Consider the following 25,654-nt stretch of genomic DNA (forward strand, 5'->3'; position numbering starts at 1 on the left):
TTACGATTGTTAATTCCGCGGCTTTCGGTTCATCGCGGGGCGAGCCGTTCGGGCAACGCATAACGCTGCATCGTGCGCTCCATGCCGTCCAGAAAGGCCTGTTCCGCCGCGTTCATCTTGCGGCCGCTGTGCCACAGCAAATCGATATCGACATCGGCCAGACCTTCGTCCGGCGGCAGGCGCCAAAGACGTTGCTGCGCGAGGTCATCGCGCACGATGTGCTCGGGCAGGCAGCCAATCCCGTACCCCGCGAAGATCAGCCGCCGCACTTCATCCAGACTTGGCGACGCCGCCACGATCCGCCCCGTGAAGCCGCGCTGGTCGCGAAACACGGTCAGCGGCGACAAGCTGTCGCCAATCTGGTCGCTCGTGAAGGACACGAAGTTTTCGGCGAGCAGATCGTTCATCGACAAGCCGTGCCGCCCAAATAGCCGATGATGCCGGCCGCAAAAAATGGCGTATCGCTGGCGCAGGAAACAGCGTTGCTCGAGTTTATCGACGGGTGTGCGGCAAAGTCCGAGTCCTGCCGTTGCGGTTTTTTGCAGCAGCGACGAAATGATGTCGGACGAGCGCATCACTTCGATATGCAAATCGATACGCGGATACGTCCGATGGAATTCGCCGAGAAACTCGTCGTAGACGCCTGAATCGATACGGCTCACCGTCAAGAGGCGAATGGAACCGGTGATGTCGTCGGTGCGGTCATCGAGTTCGGTTTCGAGCCGCGACATTTGCCCGTAGATATCGCTGGCAATCCTGTACACCTCTTCGCCTGCATGCGTGGGTTCGAAGTGCGGCCCGCGACGCTGGATTAGCGTGCGCTCGAGCGTGTCTTCCAGGCGTTTCAACGCCTGGCTCACCGCCGGTTGCGTCAGATGCAGCCGTGCAGCGGCCCGGCTCACGCTGCGCTCCTGCATGATCACCAGGAATGTGCGCAGCAGGTTCCAGTCGAGCCGGTCGTTGAGAAAGCGCGCGATATCCGCCCGGCGTCGAGTCATCGAAACCCCTAAGTATTAACCTGAACATTAGCCAGATTTATATCGCGAATAATAAATCGAAATTGGACTTATGTTTTATGGCTGGCGATAAAACGCTTATACAACGCGGAAAAACTGCGAATCCAGGAGCCACCTTGACACCAGCATCCAGTTCAGGCCGCCAGCCCGTGCGCGCGGCGACCGCCGCTTTTATCGGCACGATGATCGAGTGGTATGACTTCTACATCTACGCCATGGCCGCCGCGCTCGTGTTCGGCGAGCTGTATTTTCCGTCGCACGATCCGTTCATCAGCACCATGGCGTCGTTCGCGACATTCGCTGTCGGCTTCTTCGCGCGGCCATTGGGCGGCGTGATCTTCGGGCATCTGGGCGACAAGATCGGCCGCAAGAAAGCGCTGATGACCACGTTGATGATGATGGGCGTGGCGACCGTGTGCGTTGGATTGTTGCCGTCTTACGCGAAGGTCGGCGTGCTGGCGCCGGTGCTGCTCGTGCTGCTTCGCGTGGTGCAGGGCATTGCGGTGGGTGGCGAATGGGGCGGCGCGGTGTTGATGGCGGCCGAACATGCGCCGACTGGACGACGGACGTTTTTTGCATCGTTCGCACAACTGGGCAGTCCGGCCGGGTTGATCTTGTCGCTGATTGCGTTCCGCACAGTGACTTCCATGCCGCATGCAGACTTCATTACGTATGGCTGGCGTTTGCCGTTCTTGATCAGCGCGGTGCTGCTCGTGGTGGGCATTCTGATCCGGATGGGCGTGAACGAATCGCCGGAGTTCGAGCGCGAGAAGTTGCAGAAGCGCACTGTGGAGTTGCCGATTGCGGAGGTGTTTCGTACGTCGGGGGCGCTGGTGGCGTTTTGTATCGGCGCGAATACGATTGGGATTGCCGGTGTGTATTTCACGAACACGTTCATGATTTCGTACACGACGCAGTACGTGGGCGTGACGAAGTCGCTGATTCTCGATTGCCTGTTTGTCGTCGCGATCATTCAGTTTTTGATACAGCCGTTGGCCGCGTGGTTGGCTGAAAAAATTGGCGGGGCGCGGTTCCTCAAGTTGTCGGCGTTATGCGCGATGGTTTCGCCGTATCCGATGTTTATTCTTGTGCAGACCGGCAATATTGTTTCGATGGTTATCGGAATTGCGATTGCGGTGGTGTGTATGGCGAGTTTTTATTCGGTGATTGCGGGATTTATGAGTGGTGTGTTTCCCGTGCGGGTGCGGTATTCGGCGATTTCTCTCTCGTATCAGGTTTGTGGGGCTATTGCCGGGGGGCTGACACCGTTGGTGGGGACCTGGCTGGCGCATAAATTCATCGGGCAATGGTGGCCGTTGGCGGTGTTTTATACGTGCCTGGCAGGGGTTTCGTTGATATGCATCGTTGCACTCGATTCGTTGAAAAGTCGGCGCGCCGATGCGGCGGAGGGAGTTGCTGTGGGATAGGGAGGGGGCGGGGGCGGGGGTAGTCTGGGGTGATTGGTTGGTCTGGGTTGATGCCGGGTTGTTGCTGCTTAGGTCTTAGCGGGTTCTGTCTTAACCGTTCTTCTTATCACTGTTAGCCACTGTCCGTGGCGGGACTTCATTTCTTTGTCTAACGGCGACAAAGAAACGAAGCAAAGAAAACGCCTCCCAACCGCTAATTCTTAAGTGTCCACAGCGTGCAGCGACAACTGGGTGGCACGCAAGAAGCACCCTCAGCGCATAACCACGTCCTCCTGAAACCCTCCCGCTCCGTTCGCGGATACCCACACGCTTCGCCGCCAGTGTCGGAATCCGTTAATACGGAAATCCGTCACAGACATAACAACGGACCAGGCTCATAACAGGTCCAAAGCAGCTTGAACCGCAGACTTCTCCGTCAATACCGCCATCTGTTGTGTTTGGGCGCCAGCGCGCGTAGCGCGGAGGCCTGGTTAGTGGATTCCCACACTGGTGGCGAAGCGTGTGGGTATCCGTGAGCGGAGGGGGAGGGTTTCAACAGGACGCGGTTATGCGCTGAGGGTGCTTCTTGCGTGCCACGCAGTTGTCACTGCACGCTGTGGACACTTAAGAATTAGCGGTGGAGAGGCGTTTTCTTTGCTTCGTTTCTTTGTCGCCGTTGGACAAAGAAATGAAGTCCCGCCACTTAAGAATTAGCGGTGGAGAGGCGTTTTCTTTGCTTCGTTTCTTTGTCGCCGTTGGACAAAGAAATGAAGTCCCGCCACGGACAGTGGCTAACAGTGATAAAGAGAACGAATAACACGAAACCCGCTAAGACCTAAGCAGCAACAACCCAGCATCAACCTTGACCGCTACAAAACAACCATCCGAGCGCCAGCGTCAAATCTTGTGAAATGAAGCCCGCCAAGACCGGTGGCCACTAGCAACAAAAAAACCACCAAGTCTGACCGCCCCATAACCCAAAAAACACCAACACCGCACCAATCACAAACCAATTGCAACCTGGCGCAAGCCAAACTCCCGGAGCGCAAGCATGATAAAAACCAACGGCCCCCGCCTATGGGCGAGCCTGATGGAAATGGCAAAAATCGGAGCAACACCAAAAGGCGGAGTACGCCGCCTGGCGTTATCCACCGACGACATCCGCGGCCGCGACCAATTCACCAAATGGTGCAACGAAGCGGACATGACTATCCACATCGATGAAATCGGCAATCTCTTCGCCCGCCGCGAAGGCATCCAGCAAAACGCAAAAGTCGTACTGATCGGCAGTCACCTCGATACCCAACCCGAGGGCGGACGCTTCGACGGCGTCTACGGCGTGCTCGCCGCGCTGGAAGTCGTGCGAACCCTGAACGACCACAACATAACAACCGAAAAGCCTATCGAAATTGTCTCCTGGACAAACGAAGAAGGCGCACGCTTCACACCCGCAATGCTCGGCTCGGCCGTCTTCACAGGCGCAACGCCGCTGAAAGCCGCGCTGGAAACAAAGGACGCGCAAGACATCTCATTGCAAGAAGCACTGCAACAAAGCGGCTACGCCGGCACGCGCAACAGCGGCCTGACACATGTCGATGCGTATTTCGAAGCGCACATCGAACAAGGCCCGATCCTCGAAAGCCACGGCAACCGCATAGGCGTCGTCACCGGCGGCCAGGCGATCCGCTGGCTCGACGTTGAAGTGACCGGCATCGCCGCGCACGCGGGCACCACGCCCATGCCGTACAGAAAAGACGCGCTGTTCGCGAGCGCCGAAATGGCGCTGGAACTCGAAGCCATTTCGCGGCGTTTCGCGCCGCACGGTCTGGTAACGATCGGACAAGTGGATGTGCCGAATTCATCGCGTAACACAATCGCGGGACGCGTCGTTTTCACCGTGGACCTGCGTCATCCCGACGACAGCAAAATCGACGCGATGGAACACGAAGTGCGCGAAGCATTCGAGCAGATAGCGGAACACCGCGACGTGCACACAGAAATATCGACGTACTGGAAAAGCCCCGCAACGCCCTTCGATACAACTTGCATAACCATGGTCGAAGACGCGGCCAAAGCACTTGGCTACACATACGAACGCATCGTCAGCGGCGCAGGCCACGACGCCATTCACCTCGCGCGCCACGTCCCCACGGCGATGGTTTTCATCCCGTGCAAGGATGGCCTCTCGCACAACGAAGCCGAAGACGCGCTCCCCGAAGACGTCACGTGCGGCGCGAATGCCTTGATCAATGCGGTCCTGGCGCGCGCGGTCGTCGGCGTGGCCGTGGACGCATAAAAAAGGAACACGGAAAATGCAGACATACTTCCATCCGTCGCAACTGAAACATCATCCGCGTTCGTATCTTTCGCGCGGCCAGATGCGCACGCCGCAAGAGATTCCGGAGCGTGCGCTGCGTCTGGTCGAAGCATCGAAGAACCTCGGTTTCGATGTCCGCGAACCCGCCGATTTCGGATCAGCCCCGCTCGCCGCCGTGCATGGCGAAAAGTATTTGCGCTTTCTTGAAGAGGCGCATCGCGAGTGGAAAAAGGTGCCCGCCGAATGGGGCGACGAGGTGATGTCGAACATCTACGTGCGCGAAAACAATCCGCTGCGTGGCGTGCTTGGACAAGCCGCGCGTTATCTCGCCGATGGCAGTTGCCCCATCGGCGCCGATACCTACGAATCGGCGTACTGGTCGGCGCAAAGCGCGTTGGCCGGCGCAAACGCGATCATCAATGGCGAACGTGAAGCCTATGCACTCTGCCGTCCGCCGGGCCATCATGCACGCGCCGAAGCCGCGGGCGGTTTCTGCTATCTGAACAATGCGGCGATTGCGGCGCAGGCGTTGCGCGCGAAGTACGGCCGCGTCGCCGTCCTCGATACCGACATGCACCACGGCCAAGGCATCCAGGAAATTTTCTACGAGCGCGGCGACGTGCTGTATGTATCGATTCATGGCGATCCGACGAACTTCTACCCGGCGGTAGCGGGTTTCGATGACGAACGCGGAACCGGAGAAGGCGCGGGCTACAACCTCAATCTGCCGATGCCGCACGATTCAGCGGAAGAGGTTTTCTTCAATAATCTGAATCTGGCCAAAGACGCGCTCGACCAGTTCAAACCCGACGCGCTCGTGTTGGCGCTGGGCTTCGACATCTACAAGGACGATCCGCAAGCGATGGTCGCCGTCACGACCGACGGTTTCGGCAAACTGGGCGCGACTATTGGCGCGTTGAAGCTGCCAACGCTGATCGTACAGGAAGGCGGATATCACATCGATACGCTCGAAGCGAATGCGCGAGCCTTTTTCGAAGGATTCAGCAGCGGTCGTTAATGCGGGCGGTTGATGTTCAAAATCGTCGCAATCGAACACCGCCCACGTCTTTCAACACGCTTAAGCCCCGTTTAAGCCCCGCCCAGCGCGTCCCGGCTAGAATAAACGTCCGGGCCGCGAGGTCGCCAAGCTTAGAACCGCAGAGCGAATCATGCGAATCCTGCTAGTTGAAGACGACAGAATGATTGCGGAAGGCGTCCGCAAGGCCCTGCGCAGCGATGGCTTTGCAGTGGACTGGGTGCAGGACGGCGAAGCGGCGCTGACGGCCGTTGGCGGCGAACCTTACGACCTGATGCTGCTCGATCTTGGCCTGCCGAAACGCGATGGCCTCGACGTCCTCAAAAGCCTGCGCGCCAAGGGCAACGCGCTTCCTGTGCTGATTGTCACCGCCCGCGATTCCATCGCCGACCGGGTCAAGGGTCTCGATGCCGGTGCGGACGATTACCTCGTCAAACCCTTCGATCTCGACGAACTCGGCGCCCGCATGCGTGCGCTGATTCGCCGCCATGCCGGCCGTGGCGATTCGCTGATTCGCCACGGCGCGCTGACGCTCGATCCTGTAGGCCATCAAGTCACGCTGGAAGGCAATGCCGTCGCGTTATCGGCGCGTGAATTCGCGTTGCTCGAAGCCCTCATGGCGCGCCCCGGCGCTGTCCTGTCCAAAAGCCAGCTCGAAGAAAAAATCTACGGCTGGGGCGAGGAAATCGGCAGCAACACGGTCGAGGTCTACATCCATTCGCTGCGCAAAAAGCTCGGTCCCGATCTCATCCGCAACGTGCGCGGCCTCGGCTATATGGTGTCGAAGGAAACCTGATGCATTCAATTCGACGCCAACTGCTGGTGTGGCTGCTGGCGTTGGTTATCGTCGGCGTGGGGTTCGCGGGCTGGCTGATCTATCGGCAGGCGCTCGCCGAAGCTAACGAGCTTTTCGATTACCAGCTCGAGCAGATCGCGGCGGCGTTGCCGTCGGAACCGTTTTCGTCGGTGCTGCAATCGCGCAGCGACAGCGACGAAGGCGTCGTGATCCAGATCTGGAACCGCAACGGCGTGCTGATGTATTACTCGCATCCGCGCGTGCCGCTCGCGCCGCATGCGGAACTCGGCTTTTCCACCGAAGCCACCGCGCGCGGCGAATGGCGCGTGTATAGCGCGATCGTCGGCGATAACGTCGTGCAACTTGCGCAGCCGCTGTCCATCCGCAACCGGCTCGCGGCGGGCGTTGCATGGCGGACCTTGTGGCCGCTCGTGTTGCTGCTGCCGCTGCTCGGCATGGCGATATGGATCATCGTGGGGCGTGGTTTGACGCCGTTGCAACGCGTGACGCGCGCGCTCGATACCCGTCATCCCGAAGCGCTCGAACATCTCCCTGATAACCGCCTGCCCGAAGAAGTCGTGCCCGTCGTTCGCGCGCTGAACGCATTGCTGGACCGCCTGGCGATCGCGCTCGATACACAAAAGGCTTTTGTCGCCGATGCCGCCCACGAGCTTCGCACGCCGCTCGCCGCCGTGCAGATCCAGTCGCAACTCGTCGCGCGCGCGAAAGACGACGATTCGCGCAAGGAAGCGCTCGACGATCTGCAGGCGGGCATTACGCGCGCCACGCGTTTAGCTGAACAATTGCTTGCGCTTGCACGCTCGGAACCCGACGGCAAGAGCGCGACCACGCCCGTGGATTTGCATGCGCTGCTCGACGAATGCGTCGGCGGGTCGGTGCTGGTCGCGCAGCAGCGCGGCGTGGATCTGGGCATCGAGGCGAGCGAGGCGGCGACCGTCACGGGCGATTCGAACGCGTTGCGCGTGATGTTCAACAATCTCATCGATAACGCCACGAAATACACGCCCGATGGCGGCCGCGTCGATGTCTGCCTGCGCGTGGACGAGGGCCATCCTGTCGTCGAAATTGCCGATAACGGCCCTGGCATTCCGGCTGATGAACGCGTGCGGGTGTTCGACCGGTTTTATCGCGTGGGCGCGAGCGCCGATCGTGCGCGAACCGACGTGGCAGGCAGCGGTCTGGGGCTTGCCATCGTGCGCCGGATCGCCGAGCAGCATGGCGCGACGGTCTTGCTTGCGGAATCGAAAGCGGGTGGCTTGCTGGTATCGATTCGTTTCGACGCAGCCTGATTTCATTGCTTTAAGTAACCTTTAAGCGGCGCCCCGTACTCTTCGTTTCATCATGAAGCGTATCCCCGAGGAGCACACGATGAAAGCGAAGATCATTACCCGCAGCGCCGTTGCGGTAGCCGTTGCAGTCGCCTTGTCGGCGGGTTATGTGGCCGGCAACCATAACGTTGCCGCGCCCCAGGTCATCACACCGGCGCAGGCCGCGATGATGCCCGCCGAAGCCGCCGCCAAAACCGGCATCCCCGATTTCTCCGGCCTGGTCGAAACCTACGGTCCGGCAGTCGTCAACATCAGCGCGAAGCACGTCGTGAAAACGGCGGCGCGGCGCGGCATGAATGGCGGAATGAACGGTGGCAATCCGCAATTGCCGATCGATCCAAACGATCCTTTCTATCAGTTCTTCAAGCATTTCTACGGTAACGGCGTGCCCGGCATGGGTGGCGACGGCAACGGCAACGGTCCCAACGCCGCCGATACCCCGAGCGAAAGCCTGGGCTCGGGTTTCATCGTGAGCAGCGACGGATACATCCTGACCAACGCGCACGTGGTCGATGGCGCGAACGTCGTCACCGTCAAGACCACCGACAAACGCGAGTACCGCGCGAAGGTCGTCGGCGCCGACAAACAATCGGACGTGGCAGTGCTGAAGATCGACGCGAAGAGCTTGCCCGTGGTGAAGATTGGCGACCCGAACGGCAGCAAGGTCGGCCAGTGGGTGGTCGCGATCGGCTCGCCTTACGGTTTCGATAACACCGTGACTTCCGGCATCATCAGCGCGAAATCGCGTTCGCTGCCTAACGAGAATTACACGCCGTTCATCCAGACCGACGTCCCGGTGAATCCGGGCAATTCGGGCGGACCGCTCTTCAACCTGCAAGGCGAAGTGATCGGCATCAATTCGATGATCTATTCGCAGACCGGCGGTTTCCAGGGTCTTTCCTTCGCAATCCCGATCAATGAAGCGATCAAGGTGAAGGACGCGCTGATCAAGACGGGACACGTGGATCGCGGACGTCTTGGCGTCACGGTTCAGGGCATGAACCAGACGCTGGCGAAGTCGTTCGGCATGCAAAGCGCGAACGGCGCGCTGGTGAGTTCGGTGGAGCCGGGCGGCCCCGCAGCGAAGGCGGGTCTCGAGCCGGGCGACGTGATCTTGTCGGTGAACGGACTTGCTGTTGCAGATTCGAACGCGCTGCCGGCGCAGGTGGCCGGTTTGCCGCCGGGAACCACGGCCAAGCTTCAAGTCTGGCGCGACAAGGGCACGAAGGATTTGACGGTGACCGTCGGCGCGTTGAGCGATGCAAAGACCGCAAGCACGGGCGGCGCGGACAAGAGCGAATCGGCGTCGCAGGATGCGCGTCTGGGCGTGGCGGTCCGGCCGTTGACGCCTGAGGAAAAGCAGAGCGCGTCGTTGTCGCGTGGTCTCCTGGTTCAACAAGCGGGCGGCGCGGCGGAAAGCGCGGGCATTCAGGCCGGCGACGTGATTCTCGCGGTCAACGGCCAGCCGGTTACGACCATCGAGCAATTGAAGACGATGGTCAAGAATGCGGGCGACAGCATCGCGTTGCTGATCCAGCGCGACGATGCCCAGATCTTCGTGCCGGTGGATCTCGGCTGAAGCGGGATTTCCGGATCGCGTAGCATGCGATCCGGAAATAGGGCGGGATGCGGGCATGAACCGTGCTGATTCGTCTGTTCAGATGCTGCGCCACTTGGCAGCAATCAGAACCGCACGCCGATGAAGGCGTCTGAAGTCCACAAGGAGCTAAACAGATGACCAGGACGACTAACGCAGCGACGTTTCACGCAACATCGAATCAGCAAAGATTTAAAAAGGTATCGATCGCGCTACTGACAGCCGCCATGACTTTTGGCGTCGCGGGCGGCGCGTTTGCGCAGGCCTCCAGCGCTGAAACCAGCGACATGAGCAGCGCCGGCAACACGAATGGCGGCGGCTTGCCCCAGGTGCAGACGCAGGGCAACGTGTCGTACACGTCGGGCGGCGTTGGGCTGGACGAATCGCATGCGTTGATCCGCGAACAGGCGCACTGGCCGCTTTCGTTGCGTTTCACGGGTCCGACGGCCGATTATCTTGCCGACGTCCACGTGCGTATCGCCGATGAAAAGAACGCCGAAGTGCTCAAAACCGACGCAATGGGCCCGTACATGCTGGTGAAGCTGCCGCCGGGCCATTACACGGTCTACGCCAAGTACAAGGATTCCGAGAAAAAACAGGCGGTGACAGTAGCCGGAAACGGCAGGGCGAAGGCAGCATTCCACTGGACGACTCAGTAACCGACGCAGTAAGCGGATGCAGTAATCGGAACAAACTGCCGGGACCGACACGAACGCGCGAACGATGTGTGGCGCAGGACATAAACCCGCGCACAACGCTTGCACAACTCCCCTGGAGTTGTCTCATAATGAAAGCCACGGGTCCCGGAAAGCCCGTGGTTTTTTTGTGCGGTCGAGCCGAACGACAGCGCAGTTCTGTGTCTTGCATCGAAACCGCGATTGATCCAGCGATCCAGCATGAAACCGGGAGCGCACGATGAACACCGACACCCATCACATCGAAATTTCGCTGAACACGCGGCGGCATCGCGTGATTCATCAGGGCGTGACTTTCGCCGACACGCAGGCGGCGCTGACGCTCGCCGAAACAGGTCTCGATCCGGTGCATTATTTCCCGCGCGGCGACGTCAACATGGCTCGCCTCGCCAGGTCCACGCACACCTCGCATTGCCCGTACAAGGGCGAAGCCACTTACTACCATCTGCTCACCGAAGAAGGTCCGATCGAAAACGCGGTCTGGAGCTACGAAGAACCGCTGGAAAGCGCCACGCAGATCAAGGGATATCTCGCGTTTCACCCGACGCGCGTCGATCGTATCGATGAAACGTCGGGCGCCTGATTACTAAACCGCCGCATTGCATCAGGGGAGGTCGTGATGGAAGTCGCCGATGCTCTACGCATTCCACTCGCCCCTGCCTTGGTGCGCGAGGCGCTGGGCGACCTGGCGCTGGTGCGCGCGAGTATCGATAATTGCGAATCGCTTCTGCGACTGGCCGGCGGCGAATACATGCTCGCGATGACCGTGCCGCTCGGCGCGCTGCGTTCGCGTTACGTGATCCGCGCGCACGTGGCCGAGGCGCGCCGTGTGCCGCGTCATGACGGTCCGGATGGCGAAGTCGATGCCCAGACGTTGAGTTTCAAGGCGCGCGGCGAAGGCGTGGGATCGTTGCGCGGACAGATTGCGGTGGCGCTGATTCCGGATGCCAACGGCCAATCGACGTGGATTGAATATACGGTCTGGGCCACGCTCACCGGGCCGCTTGCAGGTTTGCCGCCGCGTCAGATCGAAAACGCGTTGCGCGAAGTCGCCGATGATTTTTTCGCGGAATTCTGCGAAGTGGTGCGCGCGAAACACGGTCACCCGGCGTCGCAGACGCCCGACGCCACCGTTTCGCGGCGGCATGTGTTTCTGCGGCCTATCACCATGTCGGCGGCATTTGCGCGTCCGGCGAGTGCCGCGGCACAGAAGTCACGCGCGGCGGCGGCAGATGCAATCGGTGGCGTCTTGCGGCATCGGCTGCATGGACACACGCCGCGCCATCATCCGCACAGCTTGCCCGCGTGGGCTTGGGCGGCAATGCTCGGTTGTGTAGCAATCTTCCTGTTTCTCGCGCAGCACTACGGATTGCAATAAGTCCGCAACAGCACACGATTCAAGCCGCGGGACGCAGCATGGACGGGCTATAGCGCATTACATCGAAACACGAGTCGATCAGCCGTTCCGATTCGTTCTTGAGGTCGATGCTCTCCGGCCACATCAGCGAGTCGTACAGAATCCCGGTGAAAAGAGCATGCAGGATGGTCGTGGCGTGATGGGTATCGAGTTGCGCGGGCAGCTGGCCTTTGTCGACGGCATTCAACAAACCCCGTTCAATCTTCTCCTTGCCTTCGCGCATATTGGTCTGGTGACGTTCGCGCACCGGACCCATGTCTTCGACGAATTCGCACTTCAAGAACAAAATATCGAAGACGCGGCGCCGCTGTTCGTCCAGCGCGATATTTCGCATGCACCAGATGAAGATGTCGCGCATCCGTCCGAGCGGATCGGGTTCCTTGGTATCGAGCGTGGCTTCCACCAGTTCATCGAGCGGTAACAGGCTGCGGTCGAACATGGCGGTGAAAAGATCGCCTTTGTTCGCAAAATGCCAGTAGATGGCGCCGCGCGTCACGCCGGCCTCGAGTGCGATATCGGCCAGTGTTGTGCGCGACACGCCTTTCTCGAAGAACACGCGCTCGGCTGCATCCAGAATGCCGTTGCGCGTTTCCGCCGCCTCTTCCTTCGTTCGTCGGACCATTATTTCGTCAATCCCAGCTTGCCTGCCCAGCGCAACGATGCAGCGCTTTCTTACATTAACCTGCAGCGGCGTCACGCATTTGTTTATCGTCTTCAAACGCTCCGAGACGATTCCTCTCGCACTGCTCGTGTTCACGTACGATCGTCTCTTTTACGTTCGTCCGTGAATGTATATACAATACCATCCGTCCAACGATAGCCCAAGCCGCATTGACCGGTTAATATCCGACACAGCTTTCAGCCGCCGCCCGTCCGCGGAGCCCACCCCAGGCCCACACAAGCGGCAGTCGCACGACAGAGACGACGCCCGGCGCGGAACACGAATGATGGTCGGGGCGCTGGTTTTTACGCCCACAGGCTACTGGTTTGCGTCTAAAGACGCTTGTTGCGGCTCGCCGGCAGAAGAGGCGGCCGCGCACTTATTTTCAATCTCAGTCTTTGACAGAGGTCGCTCCATGCGCGTCGAACGGGTTCCATTCCGCTTAATCAGTGCCGCGACGGCTGCCCTAATCCTTGCAGCCTGCGGACAAAAACAATCAGCACCGCCGCCTCAGACGCCTGAAGTCGGCATCGTCACCATCCAGCCGACCACCGTTTCTGTCGTCAGCGAATTGCCGGGCCGCACGAGCGCGTTTCTCGTCGCCCAGGTTCGCGCTCGGGTCGACGGCATCGTGCAACGCCGCGAATTCACCGAAGGTGCAGATGTGAAGGCAGGTCAGCGCCTTTACAAGATCGATCCGGCGCCGTACATCGCAGCACTGAATACAGCCAAGGCCACGCTCGCGAAGGCGCAGGCCAACGTCGCGACGCAAAACGCGCTCGCCGCGCGCTACAAGGTGCTCGTGGCCGCGAACGCAGTCAGCAAGCAGGACTACGACAATGCGGTAGCGACACAGGGACAGGCGGTTGCGGACGTGGCGTCGGGTAAAGCCGCCGTGGACACAGCCCAGATCAACCTGGGCTATACGGACGTGGTATCGCCCATTACGGGTCGTATCGGTCTGTCGCAGGTCACGCCGGGCGCGTATGTGCAGGCGAGCGCGGCGACGCTGCTCTCGACGGTCCAGCAACTGGATCCGGTGTATGTGGATCTGACGCAATCGAGCGTGGACGGCCTCAAGCTGCGCCGCGACATTCAGGAAGGGCGTCTGCAAACAGGCGGTCCGAACGCCGCCAAGGTCTCGCTGATCCTGGAAGACGGCCGCAAATATTCCGAACAGGGCAAGTTGCAGTTCTCGGACGTGAGCGTGGACCAGGGCACCGGTTCCGTGACCGTGCGCGCGATTTTCCCGAACAAGGACCGTGTGCTGTTGCCGGGCATGTTCGTGCGCGCTCGTATCGACGAAGGCGTGAACAACAAGGCGCTGGTGGTGCCGCAAGTCGGCGTGACGCATGACCAGAAGGGCCAGCCTACGGCGCTCGTGGTCGACGCGGACAACAAGGTGGTGTTGCGCCAGCTGGTGACGTCAGGCACGTATGGCACGGGCTGGGTGGTCGACAGCGGGGTCAACGCGGGCGACCGGGTGATCGTGCAGGGCACGGACAAGGCGCGGCCGGGTTCGACCGTCAAGCCAGTCGATGCGCAACTGCCGCCGCCGGGTGCTCAAGGTGCTTCAGGCGCCGCCGCAGCTTCGGCTCCGGCTGCCGGCGCCAGTGGCGCAGCGGCTTCGAGCGCTCCGGCGCCCGCTTCCGCGGCCGCAGCCTCCGCAGCATCAGGCGCGTAATCAGGCGCAATTGACGGAATAACAGGGAGCCTGTTTCATGGCAAAGTTCTTTATCGATCGCCCGATTTTTGCGTGGGTGATCGCGATTATTCTGATGCTGGCGGGGATCGCTTCGATCTTCACCTTGCCGATCGCGCAGTACCCGACGATCGCGCCGCCGGCCATTCAGATCAGTGCCACGTACCCGGGTGCATCGGCTACCACGGTCGAAAACACGGTGACGCAGGTGATCGAGCAGCAGATGAGCGGCCTCGATCACTTGCTGTACCTGTCTTCGACCAGCGATGACTCCGGCACGGCCACCATCACGCTGACATTCGCCGCCGGCACCAACCCCGACATTGCTCAGGTTCAGGTGCAAAACAAGTTGCAGCTGGCTACGCCGCTGTTGCCTCAGGCCGTGCAGCAGCTCGGCACGAAGGTGACGAAGTCGAGCAGCAGCTTCCTGGTGGTGATGGCGTTCGTTTCCACCGACGGCAGCATGGGCCGTTACGACCTCGCGAACTATGTGGCGTCGAAGATCCAGGATCCGGTCAGCCGTATCGACGGGGTGGGTACGGTCACGCTGTTCGGCTCGCAGTTTGCAATGCGAATATGGCTGGACGCGACCAAGCTCAACAACTTCTCGCTGACGGCAATCGACGTCAAGAACGCCGTGTCGAACCAGAACGTGCAGGTCGCGGGCGGCGGACTCGGCGGGACGCCGGCGGTGCCGGGGCAAATGCTGCAGGCGACCATTACGGAAGCCACGCTGCTGCAAACGCCCGAGCAGTTCGGCAACATCCTGCTGAAGGTCAATCCCGATGGCTCGCAAGTGCGTATCAAGGACGTGGCGCGCATCGAGCTGGGCGGTGAAAACTACAACTTCGACACGAAGTACAACGGTCAGCCGACCGCCGGCTTCGGTATTCAGCTTGCCACGGGCGCCAACGCGCTGAACACGGCAAAGCTGGTGCGCGCGAAAATCGATGATTTGTCGAAGTATTTCCCGCCGGGCCTGGTCGTGAAGTATCCGTACGACACCACGCCGTTCGTGAAGCTGTCCATTGAAGAAGTGGTCAAGACGCTGATCGAAGGTATCGTGCTCGTGTTCCTGGTCATGTATCTGTTCCTGCAGAACCTGCGCGCCACGCTGATCCCGACGATCGCCGTGCCGGTGGTGTTGCTTGGCACGTTCGCGGTCATGGGACTGGTCGGATTCTCGATCAACACGTTGTCCATGTTCGGGTTGGTGCTCGCCATCGGCTTGCTGGTGGACGATGCGATCGTGGTAGTGGAAAACGTCGAGCGGGTGATGGCCGAGGAGGGGTTATCGCCGAAGGAGGCGACCCGCAAGGCCATGGATCAGATCACCGGCGCGCTGGTCGGCGTGGCGCTCGTGCTGTCGGCCGTGTTCGTGCCGGTGGCGTTCTCGGGCGGGTCGGTGGGCGCGATTTATCGTCAGTTCTCGCTGACCATTGTTGCCGCCATGATCTTGTCCGTGCTCACCGCGTTGATCTTGACGCCGGCGTTGTGCGCGACAATTCTGAAGCCTATCGAGAAGGACCATCACGTCGAGAAGAAAGGTTTCTTCGGCTGGTTCAACCGTACGTTCACGAAGAGCCAGGACAAGTATCACAGCGGCGTGGAGCACGTGATCAAGCGTTCGGGCCGTTGGCTCATCATCTATCTGGTGGTGATCGTTGCGGTGGGGTTCCTGTTCGTGCGTCTGCCGAAGTCGTTCCTGCCTGACGAAGACCAGGGCACCATGTTCGTGATCGTTCAGGCGCCGGCAGGTTCGACGCAGGAACGCACGGCCAAGGTTCTCGCCGATATCACCGACTGGCTGCTGAAGGACCAGAAGGACATCGTCGATGCCGTCTTTACCGTGAACGGCTTCAGCTTTGCAGGCCGCGGCCAGAACTCGGGTCTCGTGTTCGTGCGGATGAAGGACTACGCGGAACGTCAGCACGCGGACCAGAAGGTGGGCGCGCTCGTTGGCCGGATGTTCGGGCACTTCTCCACGTACAAGGACGCGATGGTGATTCCGGTGAATCCGCCGTCGATTCCGGAACTCGGCACGGCGTCGGGCTTCGACTTCGAGTTGCAGGATCGCTCGGGTCTCGGGCACGACGCGCTGATCCAGGCGCGCAACATGTTGCTCGGCATGGCCGCGAAGGACCCGACGCTCGCGCAGGTTCGTCCGAACGGCTTGAACGATACGCCGCAGTTCAAGGTGAACATCGACCGTGAGAAGGCGAGCGCGCTGGGTGTGTCGCCCGCGGATATCGACAACATGTTCTCGATTGCGTGGGGTTCGTCGTATGTGAACAACTTCCTCGACGTCGATAACCGGATCAAGAAGGTCTACATTCAGGGCGATGCGCCGTTCCGCATGAACCCCGAAGATCTGAACGACTGGTACGTGCGCAACAGTGCCGGTGGCATGGTGCCGTTCGGTGCGTTCGGCTCGGGCAAGTGGATCTACGGTTCGCCGAAACTCGAACGCTACAACGGTATTTCGGCAGTGGAAATCCAGGGTGCGGCGGGTCCGGGCAAGTCGACGGGTCAGGCCATGGCGGCCATCGAAGCAATCGCGGCGAAGTTGCCGGCGGGTATTGGCTACGAATGGACGGGCTTGTCGCTGCAGGAACGCCAGTCGGGTTCGCAGGCGCCGATTCTGTACGGCATCTCGATTCTCGTCGTGTTCTTGTGTCTCGCGGCGCTGTATGAAAGCTGGTCGATTCCGTTCTCGGTGATCATGGTCGTGCCGCTCGGTATCTTGGGCGCACTGCTCGCGGCGACCTTGCGCGGACTGGAAAACGACGTGTTTTTCCAGGTCGGCTTGTTGACTACGGTGGGTTTGTCGGCGAAGAACGCAATTCTGATTGTGGAATTCGCCCGCGACTTGCGTTCGCAGGGACGCACGACGGTTGAAGCAGCCATGGAAGCGGCGCGCCTGCGGTTGCGCCCGATTCTGATGACGTCGCTGGCGTTCATTCTCGGCGTGTTGCCGCTCGCGATCAGTAACGGCGCGGGTTCGGCGAGCCAGCACGCCATTGGTACGGGCGTGATCGGCGGGATGTTGACGGCGACCTTCCTGGCGATTTTCATGATCCCGATGTTCTTCGTGGTCATCAGCAAGATCAGTCATGACAAGGGCACGGCGCATCACGACCACGGTGATACGCCTGCTCCGGCCAAGGAAGGAAATTAAGATGCTGAAACACTCCTTGATAGCAGCAGCGGTCGCGTTGTTCGCGGCTGGCTGCACCATGGCGCCGAAGTACGTGCGTCCGGCGGCGCCGGTCGACCAGACGTTCCCGCAAGGCGGCGTCTACGACAAGCAGCCGAGCGCGACATCGGGCGATGCAAACGGCCGCAGCGCGGAGACAAAACCGGCGGTGGATATCGGCTGGCGTGATTTCTTCGCCGATGCCCGTTTGCAGCGGATCGTCGAAATCGCGCTGAAGAACAACCGCGATTTGCGGGTATCCATGCTCAACGTCGCAACGGCGCGCGCGCAGTACCAGATCACGCGCGCGGGCTTGTTCCCGACGCTTGATGCAGTCGGCTCGCAAACGAAGCAGCGCACGCCGAAGGACCTGTCGTTCTTCAATCAGACCATCTCGAACCAGTATTCGGTTGGTGTGAATGCATCGTGGGAAATCGACTTCTTCGGGCGGATTCAAAGCTTGAAGGATCAGGCCTTGGCGCAGTATTTCGCGCTGGCCGAGACGCGCAAGGCGGCGGAGATTTCGCTTGTCTCGCAAGTCGCCGATCAGTACCTCACCATGCTTTCCGACGACGATCAGCTCACCGTCACGCGCAACACGTTGAAGACGGCGGACGAGTCGTACCGGATCACGAAACTGCAATTCGATAACGGCGTAGGTTCCGAACTCGATGTGCGTCAGGCTCAGGGCGTTCAGCAACAGGCCGCTGCCAACCTGCAGTCGCAATTGCGTCTGCGGGCGCAGGCCGAGAACGCGCTGGTGCTGCTGATGGGCGAGCCGTTGCCCGCCGATCTGCCGCCTGGTTTGCCGCTCGACAGCCAGAACCTGCTCGCCGATATCCCTGCCGACCTGCCGTCCGATTTACTGACGCGGCGTCCGGACATTGCGTCGGCGGAGCAGTCGTTGCTGGCGGCGAATGCGAACATCGGCGCGGCGCGCGCGGCGTTTTTCCCGAAGATTTCTCTCACGGGAAGTTTCGGGACGTTGTCGCCGTCGCTCGGTGGACTGTTCAAACCGGGTTCGGCTGCATGGTCGTTTGCACCGCAGATCTCGATTCCGATCTTCGAGGGCGGCACGAACATCGCCAATCTCGATGTGGCGCAGATCCAGAAGCGCATCGAAATCGCGAATTACGAGAAGACGATCCAGACTGCGTTCCGCGAAGTGGCGGATGGCCTGGCCGCGCGCGGGACGTACGATCAGCAGATTACCGCGCTTGAATCGTTCACGAAGTCGCAGTCGCGCAGGCTGGAGTTGTCGGACTTGCGTTATCGCAACGGCGTGGACAGCTATCTCGCGGTGCTGACGGCGCAGGACGATTTGTACACGGCGCAGCAACTGCTGATTTCGGCGCGGCTGAATCGGGCGACCAACCTCGTGGATTTGTATCGTGAGCTGGGCGGCGGCTGGATTGAACATGCTGGCGATCAGCCGCGTCCGTCGGATCTGATACCGGATTATCGGGATATCGGTACGCCGGCGACGGCGGCGCCTGCTGCGGCGGCTTCGGGCACGACGGTGGGTTCGGTATCGACCGGGCCTTCGACGGGTTCCGCGAAGCTGGTGCCCGTGCAGCATTTGATGCCGGCGGCGAAACCACAAGTCGATGCCGAAGGGAAAGCGGCTGGATCGGCAGGATAGTCTGGATAGTTTGGCGTCGTAAAAAAACCGCAGCCTTGGCTGCGGTTTTTTTTATACCTGTGTCGATGAAATTTTCGGGGTAACTCTCAAAATATTCTGTTTAACGATCATTTATGAGAATTATTCAGAATATTCTTATTTATGTTTTGTAAAAAATTGATTATCAAACTGAAACGAACCTACTGCTCGATGCAGTCACCGATATGATGGCGATTGTCCGCTATGGTGCCTATTGTCAAACATGAATGAACAAGAATGGGAGCGAGACTAACCACTCACAGGAGGTGATTTGAAAAGTCGAAACAAGCACACGGTGATTTCGAGCATTGCCATTCGATTCGCTGGAATATTCAAGGCGACTTTTAACAGGGAAGTCAAATCCAAAGGCTTGTCGCCGAAAGACAAAAATGCGGGATACATTTTTGCGAAGCTGTCGTTGCATGAAAGTAGTAGAAAAAGATGAACGCCGCGAAAGAACATTTGCGATCATGCGAAATTGACATCTCGGACTAGCCGAAATTCGAAGGCAAGCAATACGATCGATAGAAAAGGTCGAATGAAAAAGGACTCTATAAGAAGACGCTGTTTTGCTTCTCGTAGTTGAAAAATCAAGTAAATAATCAGATTGGTTAATATTGCATGTCGCGCTCAAATGAGCGCGTGGGTTGAAATTTGTTAATTCTGGTTTGACAATGTGTAAATGATGTCGTCGCGGCTTTGTGCCGCGACGACGTAATGATCTCGCTTACTGGACCTTTATCTGCAGACAACTTTTCGCGAATGGTATTGGTTTTATTCATTCGTTCCGCCTTTGCCGCTCCATCAGAACCATCCCACGCATGGCGAATCGCACCTGTGGCATCGTCATTTTTAGCCCATCGATTAGTCAGCAAACTGACGACACCGACTGTGCCTGCAGAATTCGTTGCTTGAATCGATTACAGCGCCTTCGGCAACTGCGACAACAACTTGCTGTAACCATGGCACGAGTTGCCGACCTCATACACACGCTATCGAGTTTTAGAATGGTGCTTCCTGAACCACAGCTTAACTACGGCTTTTTTGCGTCGGAAACAATGGCTACCAATTAGGTCATTGTAAAGACCATCTAAATGACCTAATATAAGTACCAAATTTGATGCTACGTTGAGGTCACATTCAATGTGCCGAAAACGTAAACATTGAAGTCTTGACACGCTGCTTACTGATAGAGGCAATATGGAACTCATTCTTGCGCGCACTTCGATTGGAATCAGCGAACTCAAGGTCAACCCATCGGCCGCAATTGAGCAGGCTGACGGGCCCGTCGCAGTGCTTAACCGAAACAAGCCCGTCGCGTATCTGATCCCGGCGCACGAATGGGAAGCAATCTGCGAACGGCTTGAAGATATTGAGTTGGCTGAGATTGTTAGGGCGCGCCGCGGCGAGAAAGCTGTGAGTGTGAAAGTTGAAGACCTATGAACTACAGTTTTTAGTATCGGCAAAGAAGGAATGGGACAAGCTCGACAACACAGTGCGTCAGCAACTTAAACGCAAGCTTGTGGAGCGGCTTGCAAATCCACGAGTGGAATCCGCGCGTCTCGCTACCATGCCGGATTGCTACAAGATCAAATTGGTCTCATCGGGCTATCGATTGGTGTATCAGGTCGTCGATCGCAAGATTACAGTTGTGGTGATTGCAATTGGAAAGCGGGAAAGAAAAGCGGTTTATTCGATAGCACTCGGTCGCGTCCCGCAATGAAGCCACAAGTATCAAGCTGCTCGACAGACGCATCGAGCAGCTTTTTTACATCCAATTCACCGATCCGCTTTCACCGTTCCATCGAAATCATGACCGGCGCGCCGAATCGCGCACGTGGCATCGCGTTCCTTCTTTACGCCGTTGAACACAATATTGAGCAGCACCGCCGACACCGACGCCAGCAGAATCCCGCTGTGCAGAATGGGTTCGAGCGCGTGCGGCAGTTGCGAGAAGAACTTCGGCGCGACCACCGGCACGAGTCCCAGCCCAATACTCACCGCGACAATGAACAAGTTGTGATGGTTCTTCACGAAGTCGACCTTCGACAGCACCTTGATCCCGTTCGCCGCGACCATGCCGAACATCACGATGCCCGCGCCGCCCAGCACGAACGGCGGCACCGAAGCGACCACTTGCGCCATCTTCGGAAAGAGCCCGAGCGCCACCAGGATCACACCGCCGGTCGCGCAGACAAAGCGACTTTTCACGCCCGTCACGCCGATCAGCCCGACGTTCTGCGAAAACGATGTATGCGGAAACGAGTTGAACACGCCGCCTATCAACGTGCCGAGTCCATCGACTCTCAAGCCGCGCACCAGCGCATCCTGATCGACGGGACGCTCGACCATATCGCCGACGGCGAGGAACATGCCCGTCGATTCAATGAAGGTGACGAACATGACGATGACCATCGTTGCAATGGAAAGCGGGTCGAAGTGCGGCAAGCCGAAGTGAAACGGCAGCACGATGCCGACCCATGGCGCGCTCGTCACGCCGTTCAGGTCGACGCGTCCGAGTGACATGGCGATCGCAAATCCCGCCACGATGCCCAGCAACACGGAAATATTCGCGATAAACCCGCGCCCGAACTTGTTGATCAACAAAATCAGCACGAGCACGACAAGCGCAAGCAGCAGATAAACCGGATTCCCATATTCGGGATTGCCGACACCGCCGGCCGCCCAGTTGATCCCCACGCCCATCAGCGACAAACCAATCACCGCGATCACCGTTCCGACCACGACGGGCGGGAAAAAGCGCAGCAACTTTCCGATCATCGGCGCAAGGAATATTCCGATGACGCCCGCCGCAATCGTCGCGCCGAATATGTCGAGAATGCCGAGCCCGGGATTCGTTCCGATGGCCACCATCGGACCGACGGCGGCGAACGTGCATCCCATGATGACCGGCAAGCGGATGCCGAAGATCCACAGGCCGAGCGTCTGGATCAGCGTCGCGACGCCGCATGAAAAAAGATCGGCGCTGATCAAAAACGCGATCTGGTCTTTTGGCAACTTGAGCGCTGCGCCGAGAATCAGCGGCACGGCGACGGCGCCTGCGTACATCACGAGTACATGCTGGATGCCCAAGGTGAGCAATTGGGCGGCGGGCAAGCGTTCGTCGCACGGATGAACCTGATTTGATGCCATGTCTTGTCTCTCTCCATCAATTTGATCGCCGTGCAATCCGGACGTCTTGTTTGAGCGATCCAAGGTAAGTGGCTTAAAAAGCAAGAACAAGTCGACGTTGGCGTATGGCCCCCTTAGCCGGGCTGATATGGCCCGAGTGGCTTAACATTGCGTGTGGCGCGGCAAAGCGTTGACTGGCGGGCGTTGATCGATTTGCGTCGTGCGAACGCGGGTGCTCAGATACGAGGCGTGGTTATGATGGTTATCGGCCGGGACGCATAGTCCGTTTTGTTGCGACGCGAAGGAAGCACGGGGTTAACCCGTCGCAACCGGGTTTTCGAATGTTTTTTATCGGTTTCGAAACACGTATTGAACCTGCGCTTAAACTAACGCCGCACGCGACCTTACACGCAGTACGAAGACCTCATACAAATGTCCGATATCTCGAAGCCTCACACGCCATTCCCAGATTTCCGTTCGCGCGAGTTCCTGCTCGATCACGCGCTACGCACCATGACGTTCTATCACCCGCATTGCATGGATCCGGCGGGCGGTTTCTACCATTTCTACAAGGACAACGGCGCGGTCTACGATCGCAGGACGCGGCATCTGGTATCGAGTACGCGCTTCGTTTTCACCTACGCAATGGCGTACAAACATTTCGGTCTCGATGAATATCGCGGCGGCGTGCGCCATGGCATCGAATATTTGCGCGAGTTTCATCGCAATCCGGAAACGGGCGGTTATGCGTGGACACTCGATGGCCGCAATGTCACCGATGGCACCAATCATTGTTACGGCCTCGCGTTCGTCGTGCTGGCCTATGCGAAGGCGCTCGAAGCCGGTTTCGAAGAAGCGCGCGCGTATCTGGAAGAAACGTGGGACCTGATGGAAACGCGCTTCTGGGACGCCGGACACGGTTTGTACAAGGACGAGGCGAGCGCGGACTGGGTGGTGTCGGACTATCGCGGGCAGAACGCCAACATGCACGCGTGCGAGGCAATGCTCGCCGCATTCGAGGCATCGAAAGACGAGCGTTATTTGGATCGCGCCGCGCTTCTCGCCGACAACATGGTGAACCGCCAGGCCGCGCTCGCCGGCGGACTCGTATGGGAACACTACAAGCCGGACTGGTCGGTGGACTGGGAATACAACAAGGGCGACAAGACCAACATCTTCCGTCCGTGGGGATTCCAGCCGGGGCATCAGACGGAATGGGCGAAGCTGCTGCTGATCCTGGAACGGCATCGCCCGGAAGCCTGGCATGTGAAGCGCGCCCGTGAACTCTTCGATAAAGCCATGGAACTCTCGTGGGACCACGAGCACGGCGGCATGGTTTATGGCTTCGACGTCGAAGGCAAGTTCTACGACGAAGACAAATACTTCTGGGTCCAGGCTGAATCGCTGGCAACCGCCGCGTTGCTCGCCGATCGCGCCGCGCGCGACGGCGACGCCGCTGGCGCAAGCCGCTACTGGAAAGATTACGACCGCTTGTGGGCTTACAGCTGGGAACACTTTGTCGACCATAAATGGGGCGCGTGGTACAGAATTCTCGCGCGCGACAACAGCAAATACAGCGACGAGAAAAGCCCCGCCGGCAAGGTCGACTATCACACGATGGGCGCATGCTACGAAGTGCTAAACGTAATCTCGCGCGACCCGCAGAATCCCTGAAACGATCAACGAAAGGAGTCGGACACATGAAGACGAAAGCCGCCATTGCATGGGAAGCCGGAAAGCCGCTGACCATCGAGGAAGTGGATCTTGAAGGGCCGCGCGCCGGCGAAGTGCTGATCGAGGTGAAGGCCACCGGCATTTGCCACACCGATTACTACACGCTCTCGGGCGCGGATCCGGAAGGCATTTTCCCGGCTATTCTCGGCCATGAAGGCGCGGGAATCGTCGTGGATGTCGGTCCGGGCGTCGGCACATTGCGCAAAGGCGATCACGTCATTCCGCTCTACACGCCCGAATGCCGCCAGTGCAAGTTCTGCCTTTCGCGCAAGACCAACCTGTGCCAGGCCATCCGCTCCACGCAAGGCCGCGGTTTGATGCCGGACGCAACGTCGCGTTTCTCCATCGATGGAAAACCGCTGTTCCATTACATGGGGACATCGACGTTTTCGAACTACATCGTCGTGCCGGAAATCGCGGTGGCGAAGGTGCGGGAAGACGCGCCGTTCGACAAAATTTGCTACATCGGCTGCGGCGTCACGACGGGCGTGGGCGCTGTCGTGTATTCGGCGAAAGTCGAGGCGGGCGCGAACGTGGTCGTGTTCGGGCTGGGCGGCATCGGCTTGAACGTGATCCAGGGCGCGAAAATGGTGGGCGCGGACAAGATCATTGGCGTCGATCTGAATCCGGGGCGCGTGGAACTCGCGAAGAAGTTCGGCATGACGCATTTCATCAACCCGAACGAAGTGCCGAATGTGGTCGATCACATCGTGCAACTCACCGACGGCGGCGCCGATTATTCGTTCGAATGCATCGGCAATACGAAGGTGATGCGCCAGGCGCTCGAATGCACGCACAAGGGCTGGGGACAATCGTTCATCATCGGCGTGGCGGCGGCGGGCGAGGAAATCTCGACGCGTCCGTTCCAGCTCGTGACCGGCCGCGAATGGAAAGGCTCGGCGTTCGGCGGCGCGCGTGGACGCACGGATGTGCCGAAGATCGTCGATTGGTACATGGAAGGCAAGATCAATATCGACGACCTGATTACGCACACGTTGCCGCTCGAGCGCATCAACGAAGGCTTCGACCTGATGAAAAAGGGCGAGTCGATCCGCTCGGTGGTTCTTTACTGAGGATGACGACAATGCTGGAACTCGTGGAAGAACATCGCTGCTTTGGCGGCGTGCAGCGCACTTACAAGCACGACTCGCAAACCATCGGCCTGCCGATGCGATTCTCCGTGTTCCTGCCGCCACAGGCCGCGCACGGCAAGGTTCCCGCGTTGTTTTATCTCGCGGGTCTTACGTGTACCGAGGAGACGTTTGCGATCAAGGCCGGCGCGCAACGTTATGCAACGGAGCATGGCATTGCGCTGATCGCGCCGGATACGAGTCCGCGCGGCGCTGGCGTGCCGAACGAAAGCGCGGCGTGGGATTTTGGCGTGGGCGCGGGGTTTTATGTGGATGCCACGCAGGAACCGTGGGCGCAAAACTACCGGATGTATTCGTACGTGACGCAGGAATTGCGCACAACGGTGCTGGCGGGATTGCCCGTGCGCGAAGACCGCTTGGGGATTTTTGGACATTCCATGGGCGGCCACGGTGCGCTGGTTCTGGCGCTGAAGAATCCGGATATCTACAAGTCGGTGTCCGCCTTTGCGCCGATTGCCGCGCCTTCGCAATGCCCTTGGGGCGAGAAGGCGTTTTCAGGATATCTGGGCGATGATCGGGAAGCGTGGAAGCAGTACGACGCGAGCGAACTGGTGAAATACGCGAAGGCGAAGTTCGATGCGGGGATTTTGATCGACCAGGGTCTCGCCGATAACTTCCTTGCCACGCAACTGCATCCGGAGATTTTCGAGGCAGCCGCAAAAGCGGCGGGGCAGGCGGTGACACTGCGCCGGCATGAAGGATACGACCACGGGTATTACTTCATCTCGACGTTTATTGGCGAGCACGTGGCGTTTCACGCGCGGACGTTGTGTGGGTGAGGCGGCGTCA

20 protein-coding genes are annotated in these 25,654 nt (G+C 59.3%); 17 read left to right on the top strand and 3 right to left on the bottom strand.

What is annotated here, in order from left to right; all coding sequences use genetic code 11:
* Nucleotides 1-29 precede the first annotated feature (29 nt).
* Nucleotides 30-998: a LysR family transcriptional regulator gene (locus ASG35_RS00410; protein WP_056351485.1), complete on the bottom strand. Its 969-nt coding sequence runs from the start codon at nt 996-998 to the stop codon at nt 30-32.
* A gap of 134 nt (nt 999-1,132) precedes the next feature.
* Here ASG35_RS00410 and ASG35_RS00415 point away from each other — a divergent pair, with 134 nt between their 5' ends.
* From ASG35_RS00415 to ASG35_RS00455, 9 genes are all read left to right on the top strand, one after another.
* A complete protein-coding gene (locus tag ASG35_RS00415) occupies nt 1,133-2,443 on the top strand; it encodes an MFS transporter (protein WP_056352812.1) in 1,311 nt (436 codons plus the stop codon).
* Nucleotides 2,444-3,473: 1,030 nt separating this feature from the next.
* Nucleotides 3,474-4,718: a Zn-dependent hydrolase gene (locus ASG35_RS00420; RefSeq protein WP_056351486.1), complete on the top strand. Its 1,245-nt coding sequence runs from the start codon at nt 3,474-3,476 to the stop codon at nt 4,716-4,718.
* A 16-nt stretch (nt 4,719-4,734) separates the two neighbouring features.
* Nucleotides 4,735-5,757, top strand: a complete 1,023-nt coding sequence (locus ASG35_RS00425; RefSeq protein ID WP_056352814.1) for a histone deacetylase family protein — start codon at nt 4,735-4,737, stop codon at nt 5,755-5,757.
* A gap of 151 nt (nt 5,758-5,908) precedes the next feature.
* Nucleotides 5,909-6,571, top strand: a complete 663-nt coding sequence (locus ASG35_RS00430; protein ID WP_056351487.1) for a response regulator — start codon at nt 5,909-5,911, stop codon at nt 6,569-6,571.
* Nucleotides 6,571-7,881: an ATP-binding protein gene (locus ASG35_RS00435; protein ID WP_056351488.1), complete on the top strand. Its 1,311-nt coding sequence runs from the start codon at nt 6,571-6,573 to the stop codon at nt 7,879-7,881. The genes ASG35_RS00430 and ASG35_RS00435 overlap by 1 nt, the downstream gene beginning before the upstream one ends.
* Before the next feature lie 79 nt (nt 7,882-7,960).
* The gene (locus ASG35_RS00440) at nt 7,961-9,499 is read left to right on the top strand and encodes a DegQ family serine endoprotease (protein WP_056352815.1); all 1,539 of its coding nucleotides are present in this window, start codon (nt 7,961-7,963) and stop codon (nt 9,497-9,499) included.
* Nucleotides 9,500-9,744: 245 nt separating this feature from the next.
* Nucleotides 9,745-10,176 carry a carboxypeptidase regulatory-like domain-containing protein gene (locus tag ASG35_RS00445; RefSeq protein WP_442854799.1) on the top strand — a complete coding sequence of 144 codons (432 nt, stop codon included), beginning with the start codon at nt 9,745-9,747 and terminating at the stop codon, nt 10,174-10,176.
* A 256-nt stretch (nt 10,177-10,432) separates the two neighbouring features.
* Nucleotides 10,433-10,795, top strand: a complete 363-nt coding sequence (locus tag ASG35_RS00450) for a DUF427 domain-containing protein (protein WP_056351490.1) — start codon at nt 10,433-10,435, stop codon at nt 10,793-10,795.
* A 36-nt stretch (nt 10,796-10,831) separates the two neighbouring features.
* Complete coding sequence (locus tag ASG35_RS00455; protein ID WP_056351493.1) at nt 10,832-11,590, top strand: CoxG family protein; 759 nt, start codon at nt 10,832-10,834, stop codon at nt 11,588-11,590.
* Between the two features lie 19 nt (nt 11,591-11,609).
* On the opposite strand, the gene ASG35_RS00460 is transcribed toward ASG35_RS00455, so the two are convergent.
* Entirely contained in the window at nt 11,610-12,251 is a 642-nt protein-coding gene (locus ASG35_RS00460; RefSeq protein WP_056351494.1) for a TetR family transcriptional regulator, read from the bottom strand.
* A gap of 454 nt (nt 12,252-12,705) precedes the next feature.
* On the opposite strand from ASG35_RS00460, the gene ASG35_RS00465 reads away from it, so the two are divergent.
* From ASG35_RS00465 to ASG35_RS00485, 5 genes are all read left to right on the top strand, one after another.
* Nucleotides 12,706-13,974, top strand: coding sequence for an efflux RND transporter periplasmic adaptor subunit (locus ASG35_RS00465; RefSeq protein WP_056351496.1), 1,269 nt, complete (start codon nt 12,706-12,708; stop codon nt 13,972-13,974).
* Nucleotides 13,975-14,011: 37 nt separating this feature from the next.
* Complete coding sequence (locus tag ASG35_RS00470) at nt 14,012-17,170, top strand: efflux RND transporter permease subunit (protein ID WP_056351498.1); 3,159 nt, start codon at nt 14,012-14,014, stop codon at nt 17,168-17,170.
* A gap of 1 nt (nt 17,171) precedes the next feature.
* On the top strand, nt 17,172-18,830 hold the full coding sequence (locus ASG35_RS00475; RefSeq protein ID WP_082508170.1) for an efflux transporter outer membrane subunit: 1,659 nt from the start codon (nt 17,172-17,174) through the stop codon (nt 18,828-18,830).
* A gap of 1,218 nt (nt 18,831-20,048) precedes the next feature.
* The gene (locus ASG35_RS00480) at nt 20,049-20,291 is read left to right on the top strand and encodes a type II toxin-antitoxin system Phd/YefM family antitoxin (protein ID WP_056351500.1); all 243 of its coding nucleotides are present in this window, start codon (nt 20,049-20,051) and stop codon (nt 20,289-20,291) included.
* A complete protein-coding gene (locus ASG35_RS00485) occupies nt 20,278-20,571 on the top strand; it encodes a type II toxin-antitoxin system RelE family toxin (RefSeq protein WP_056351504.1) in 294 nt (97 codons plus the stop codon). Before ASG35_RS00480 ends, ASG35_RS00485 begins: the two co-directional genes overlap by 14 nt.
* Before the next feature lie 56 nt (nt 20,572-20,627).
* Here ASG35_RS00485 and ASG35_RS00490 read toward each other — a convergent pair whose 3' ends face one another.
* Entirely contained in the window at nt 20,628-22,001 is a 1,374-nt protein-coding gene (locus tag ASG35_RS00490) for a nucleobase:cation symporter-2 family protein (RefSeq protein ID WP_056351507.1), read from the bottom strand.
* A 411-nt stretch (nt 22,002-22,412) separates the two neighbouring features.
* Between ASG35_RS00490 and ASG35_RS00495 the strand changes: the two genes are divergently transcribed.
* Genes ASG35_RS00495 through fghA form a run of 3 tightly spaced genes read left to right on the top strand, consistent with a single transcriptional unit; the run spans nt 22,413 to nt 25,644 of the window.
* Nucleotides 22,413-23,654, top strand: a complete 1,242-nt coding sequence (locus ASG35_RS00495) for an AGE family epimerase/isomerase (RefSeq protein WP_056351510.1) — start codon at nt 22,413-22,415, stop codon at nt 23,652-23,654.
* Between the two features lie 26 nt (nt 23,655-23,680).
* Nucleotides 23,681-24,787 carry an S-(hydroxymethyl)glutathione dehydrogenase/class III alcohol dehydrogenase gene (locus ASG35_RS00500; protein ID WP_056351514.1) on the top strand — a complete coding sequence of 369 codons (1,107 nt, stop codon included), beginning with the start codon at nt 23,681-23,683 and terminating at the stop codon, nt 24,785-24,787.
* Between the two features lie 11 nt (nt 24,788-24,798).
* Nucleotides 24,799-25,644, top strand: a complete 846-nt coding sequence (fghA, locus tag ASG35_RS00505; RefSeq protein WP_056352817.1) for an S-formylglutathione hydrolase — start codon at nt 24,799-24,801, stop codon at nt 25,642-25,644.
* The last annotated feature ends 10 nt before the right edge of the window (nt 25,645-25,654 follow it).

The sequence above is a fragment of the Burkholderia sp. Leaf177 genome (assembly GCF_001424345.1).
Lineage (GTDB): Bacteria > Pseudomonadota > Gammaproteobacteria > Burkholderiales > Burkholderiaceae > Caballeronia.

Bases quoted from the DNA above. Each gene is read 5' to 3' on its own strand.
- ASG35_RS00410 (WP_056351485.1), bottom strand. From the start codon at position 998: ATGACTCGACGCCGGGCGGATATCGCGCGCTTTCTCAACGACCGGCTC.
- ASG35_RS00420 (WP_056351486.1), top strand. From the start codon at position 3,474: ATGATAAAAACCAACGGCCCCCGCCTATGGGCGAGCCTGATGGAAATG.
- ASG35_RS00425 (WP_056352814.1), top strand. From the start codon at position 4,735: ATGCAGACATACTTCCATCCGTCGCAACTGAAACATCATCCGCGTTCG.
- ASG35_RS00430 (WP_056351487.1), top strand. From the start codon at position 5,909: ATGCGAATCCTGCTAGTTGAAGACGACAGAATGATTGCGGAAGGCGTC.
- ASG35_RS00435 (WP_056351488.1), top strand. From the start codon at position 6,571: ATGCATTCAATTCGACGCCAACTGCTGGTGTGGCTGCTGGCGTTGGTT.
- ASG35_RS00440 (WP_056352815.1), top strand. From the start codon at position 7,961: ATGAAAGCGAAGATCATTACCCGCAGCGCCGTTGCGGTAGCCGTTGCA.
- ASG35_RS00445 (WP_442854799.1), top strand. From the start codon at position 9,745: ATGACTTTTGGCGTCGCGGGCGGCGCGTTTGCGCAGGCCTCCAGCGCT.
- ASG35_RS00450 (WP_056351490.1), top strand. From the start codon at position 10,433: ATGAACACCGACACCCATCACATCGAAATTTCGCTGAACACGCGGCGG.
- ASG35_RS00455 (WP_056351493.1), top strand. From the start codon at position 10,832: ATGGAAGTCGCCGATGCTCTACGCATTCCACTCGCCCCTGCCTTGGTG.
- ASG35_RS00460 (WP_056351494.1), bottom strand. From the start codon at position 12,251: ATGGTCCGACGAACGAAGGAAGAGGCGGCGGAAACGCGCAACGGCATT.
- ASG35_RS00465 (WP_056351496.1), top strand. From the start codon at position 12,706: ATGCGCGTCGAACGGGTTCCATTCCGCTTAATCAGTGCCGCGACGGCT.
- ASG35_RS00470 (WP_056351498.1), top strand. From the start codon at position 14,012: ATGGCAAAGTTCTTTATCGATCGCCCGATTTTTGCGTGGGTGATCGCG.
- ASG35_RS00475 (WP_082508170.1), top strand. From the start codon at position 17,172: ATGCTGAAACACTCCTTGATAGCAGCAGCGGTCGCGTTGTTCGCGGCT.
- ASG35_RS00480 (WP_056351500.1), top strand. From the start codon at position 20,049: ATGGAACTCATTCTTGCGCGCACTTCGATTGGAATCAGCGAACTCAAG.
- ASG35_RS00490 (WP_056351507.1), bottom strand. From the start codon at position 22,001: ATGGCATCAAATCAGGTTCATCCGTGCGACGAACGCTTGCCCGCCGCC.
- ASG35_RS00495 (WP_056351510.1), top strand. From the start codon at position 22,413: ATGTCCGATATCTCGAAGCCTCACACGCCATTCCCAGATTTCCGTTCG.
- ASG35_RS00500 (WP_056351514.1), top strand. From the start codon at position 23,681: ATGAAGACGAAAGCCGCCATTGCATGGGAAGCCGGAAAGCCGCTGACC.
- fghA (WP_056352817.1), top strand. From the start codon at position 24,799: ATGCTGGAACTCGTGGAAGAACATCGCTGCTTTGGCGGCGTGCAGCGC.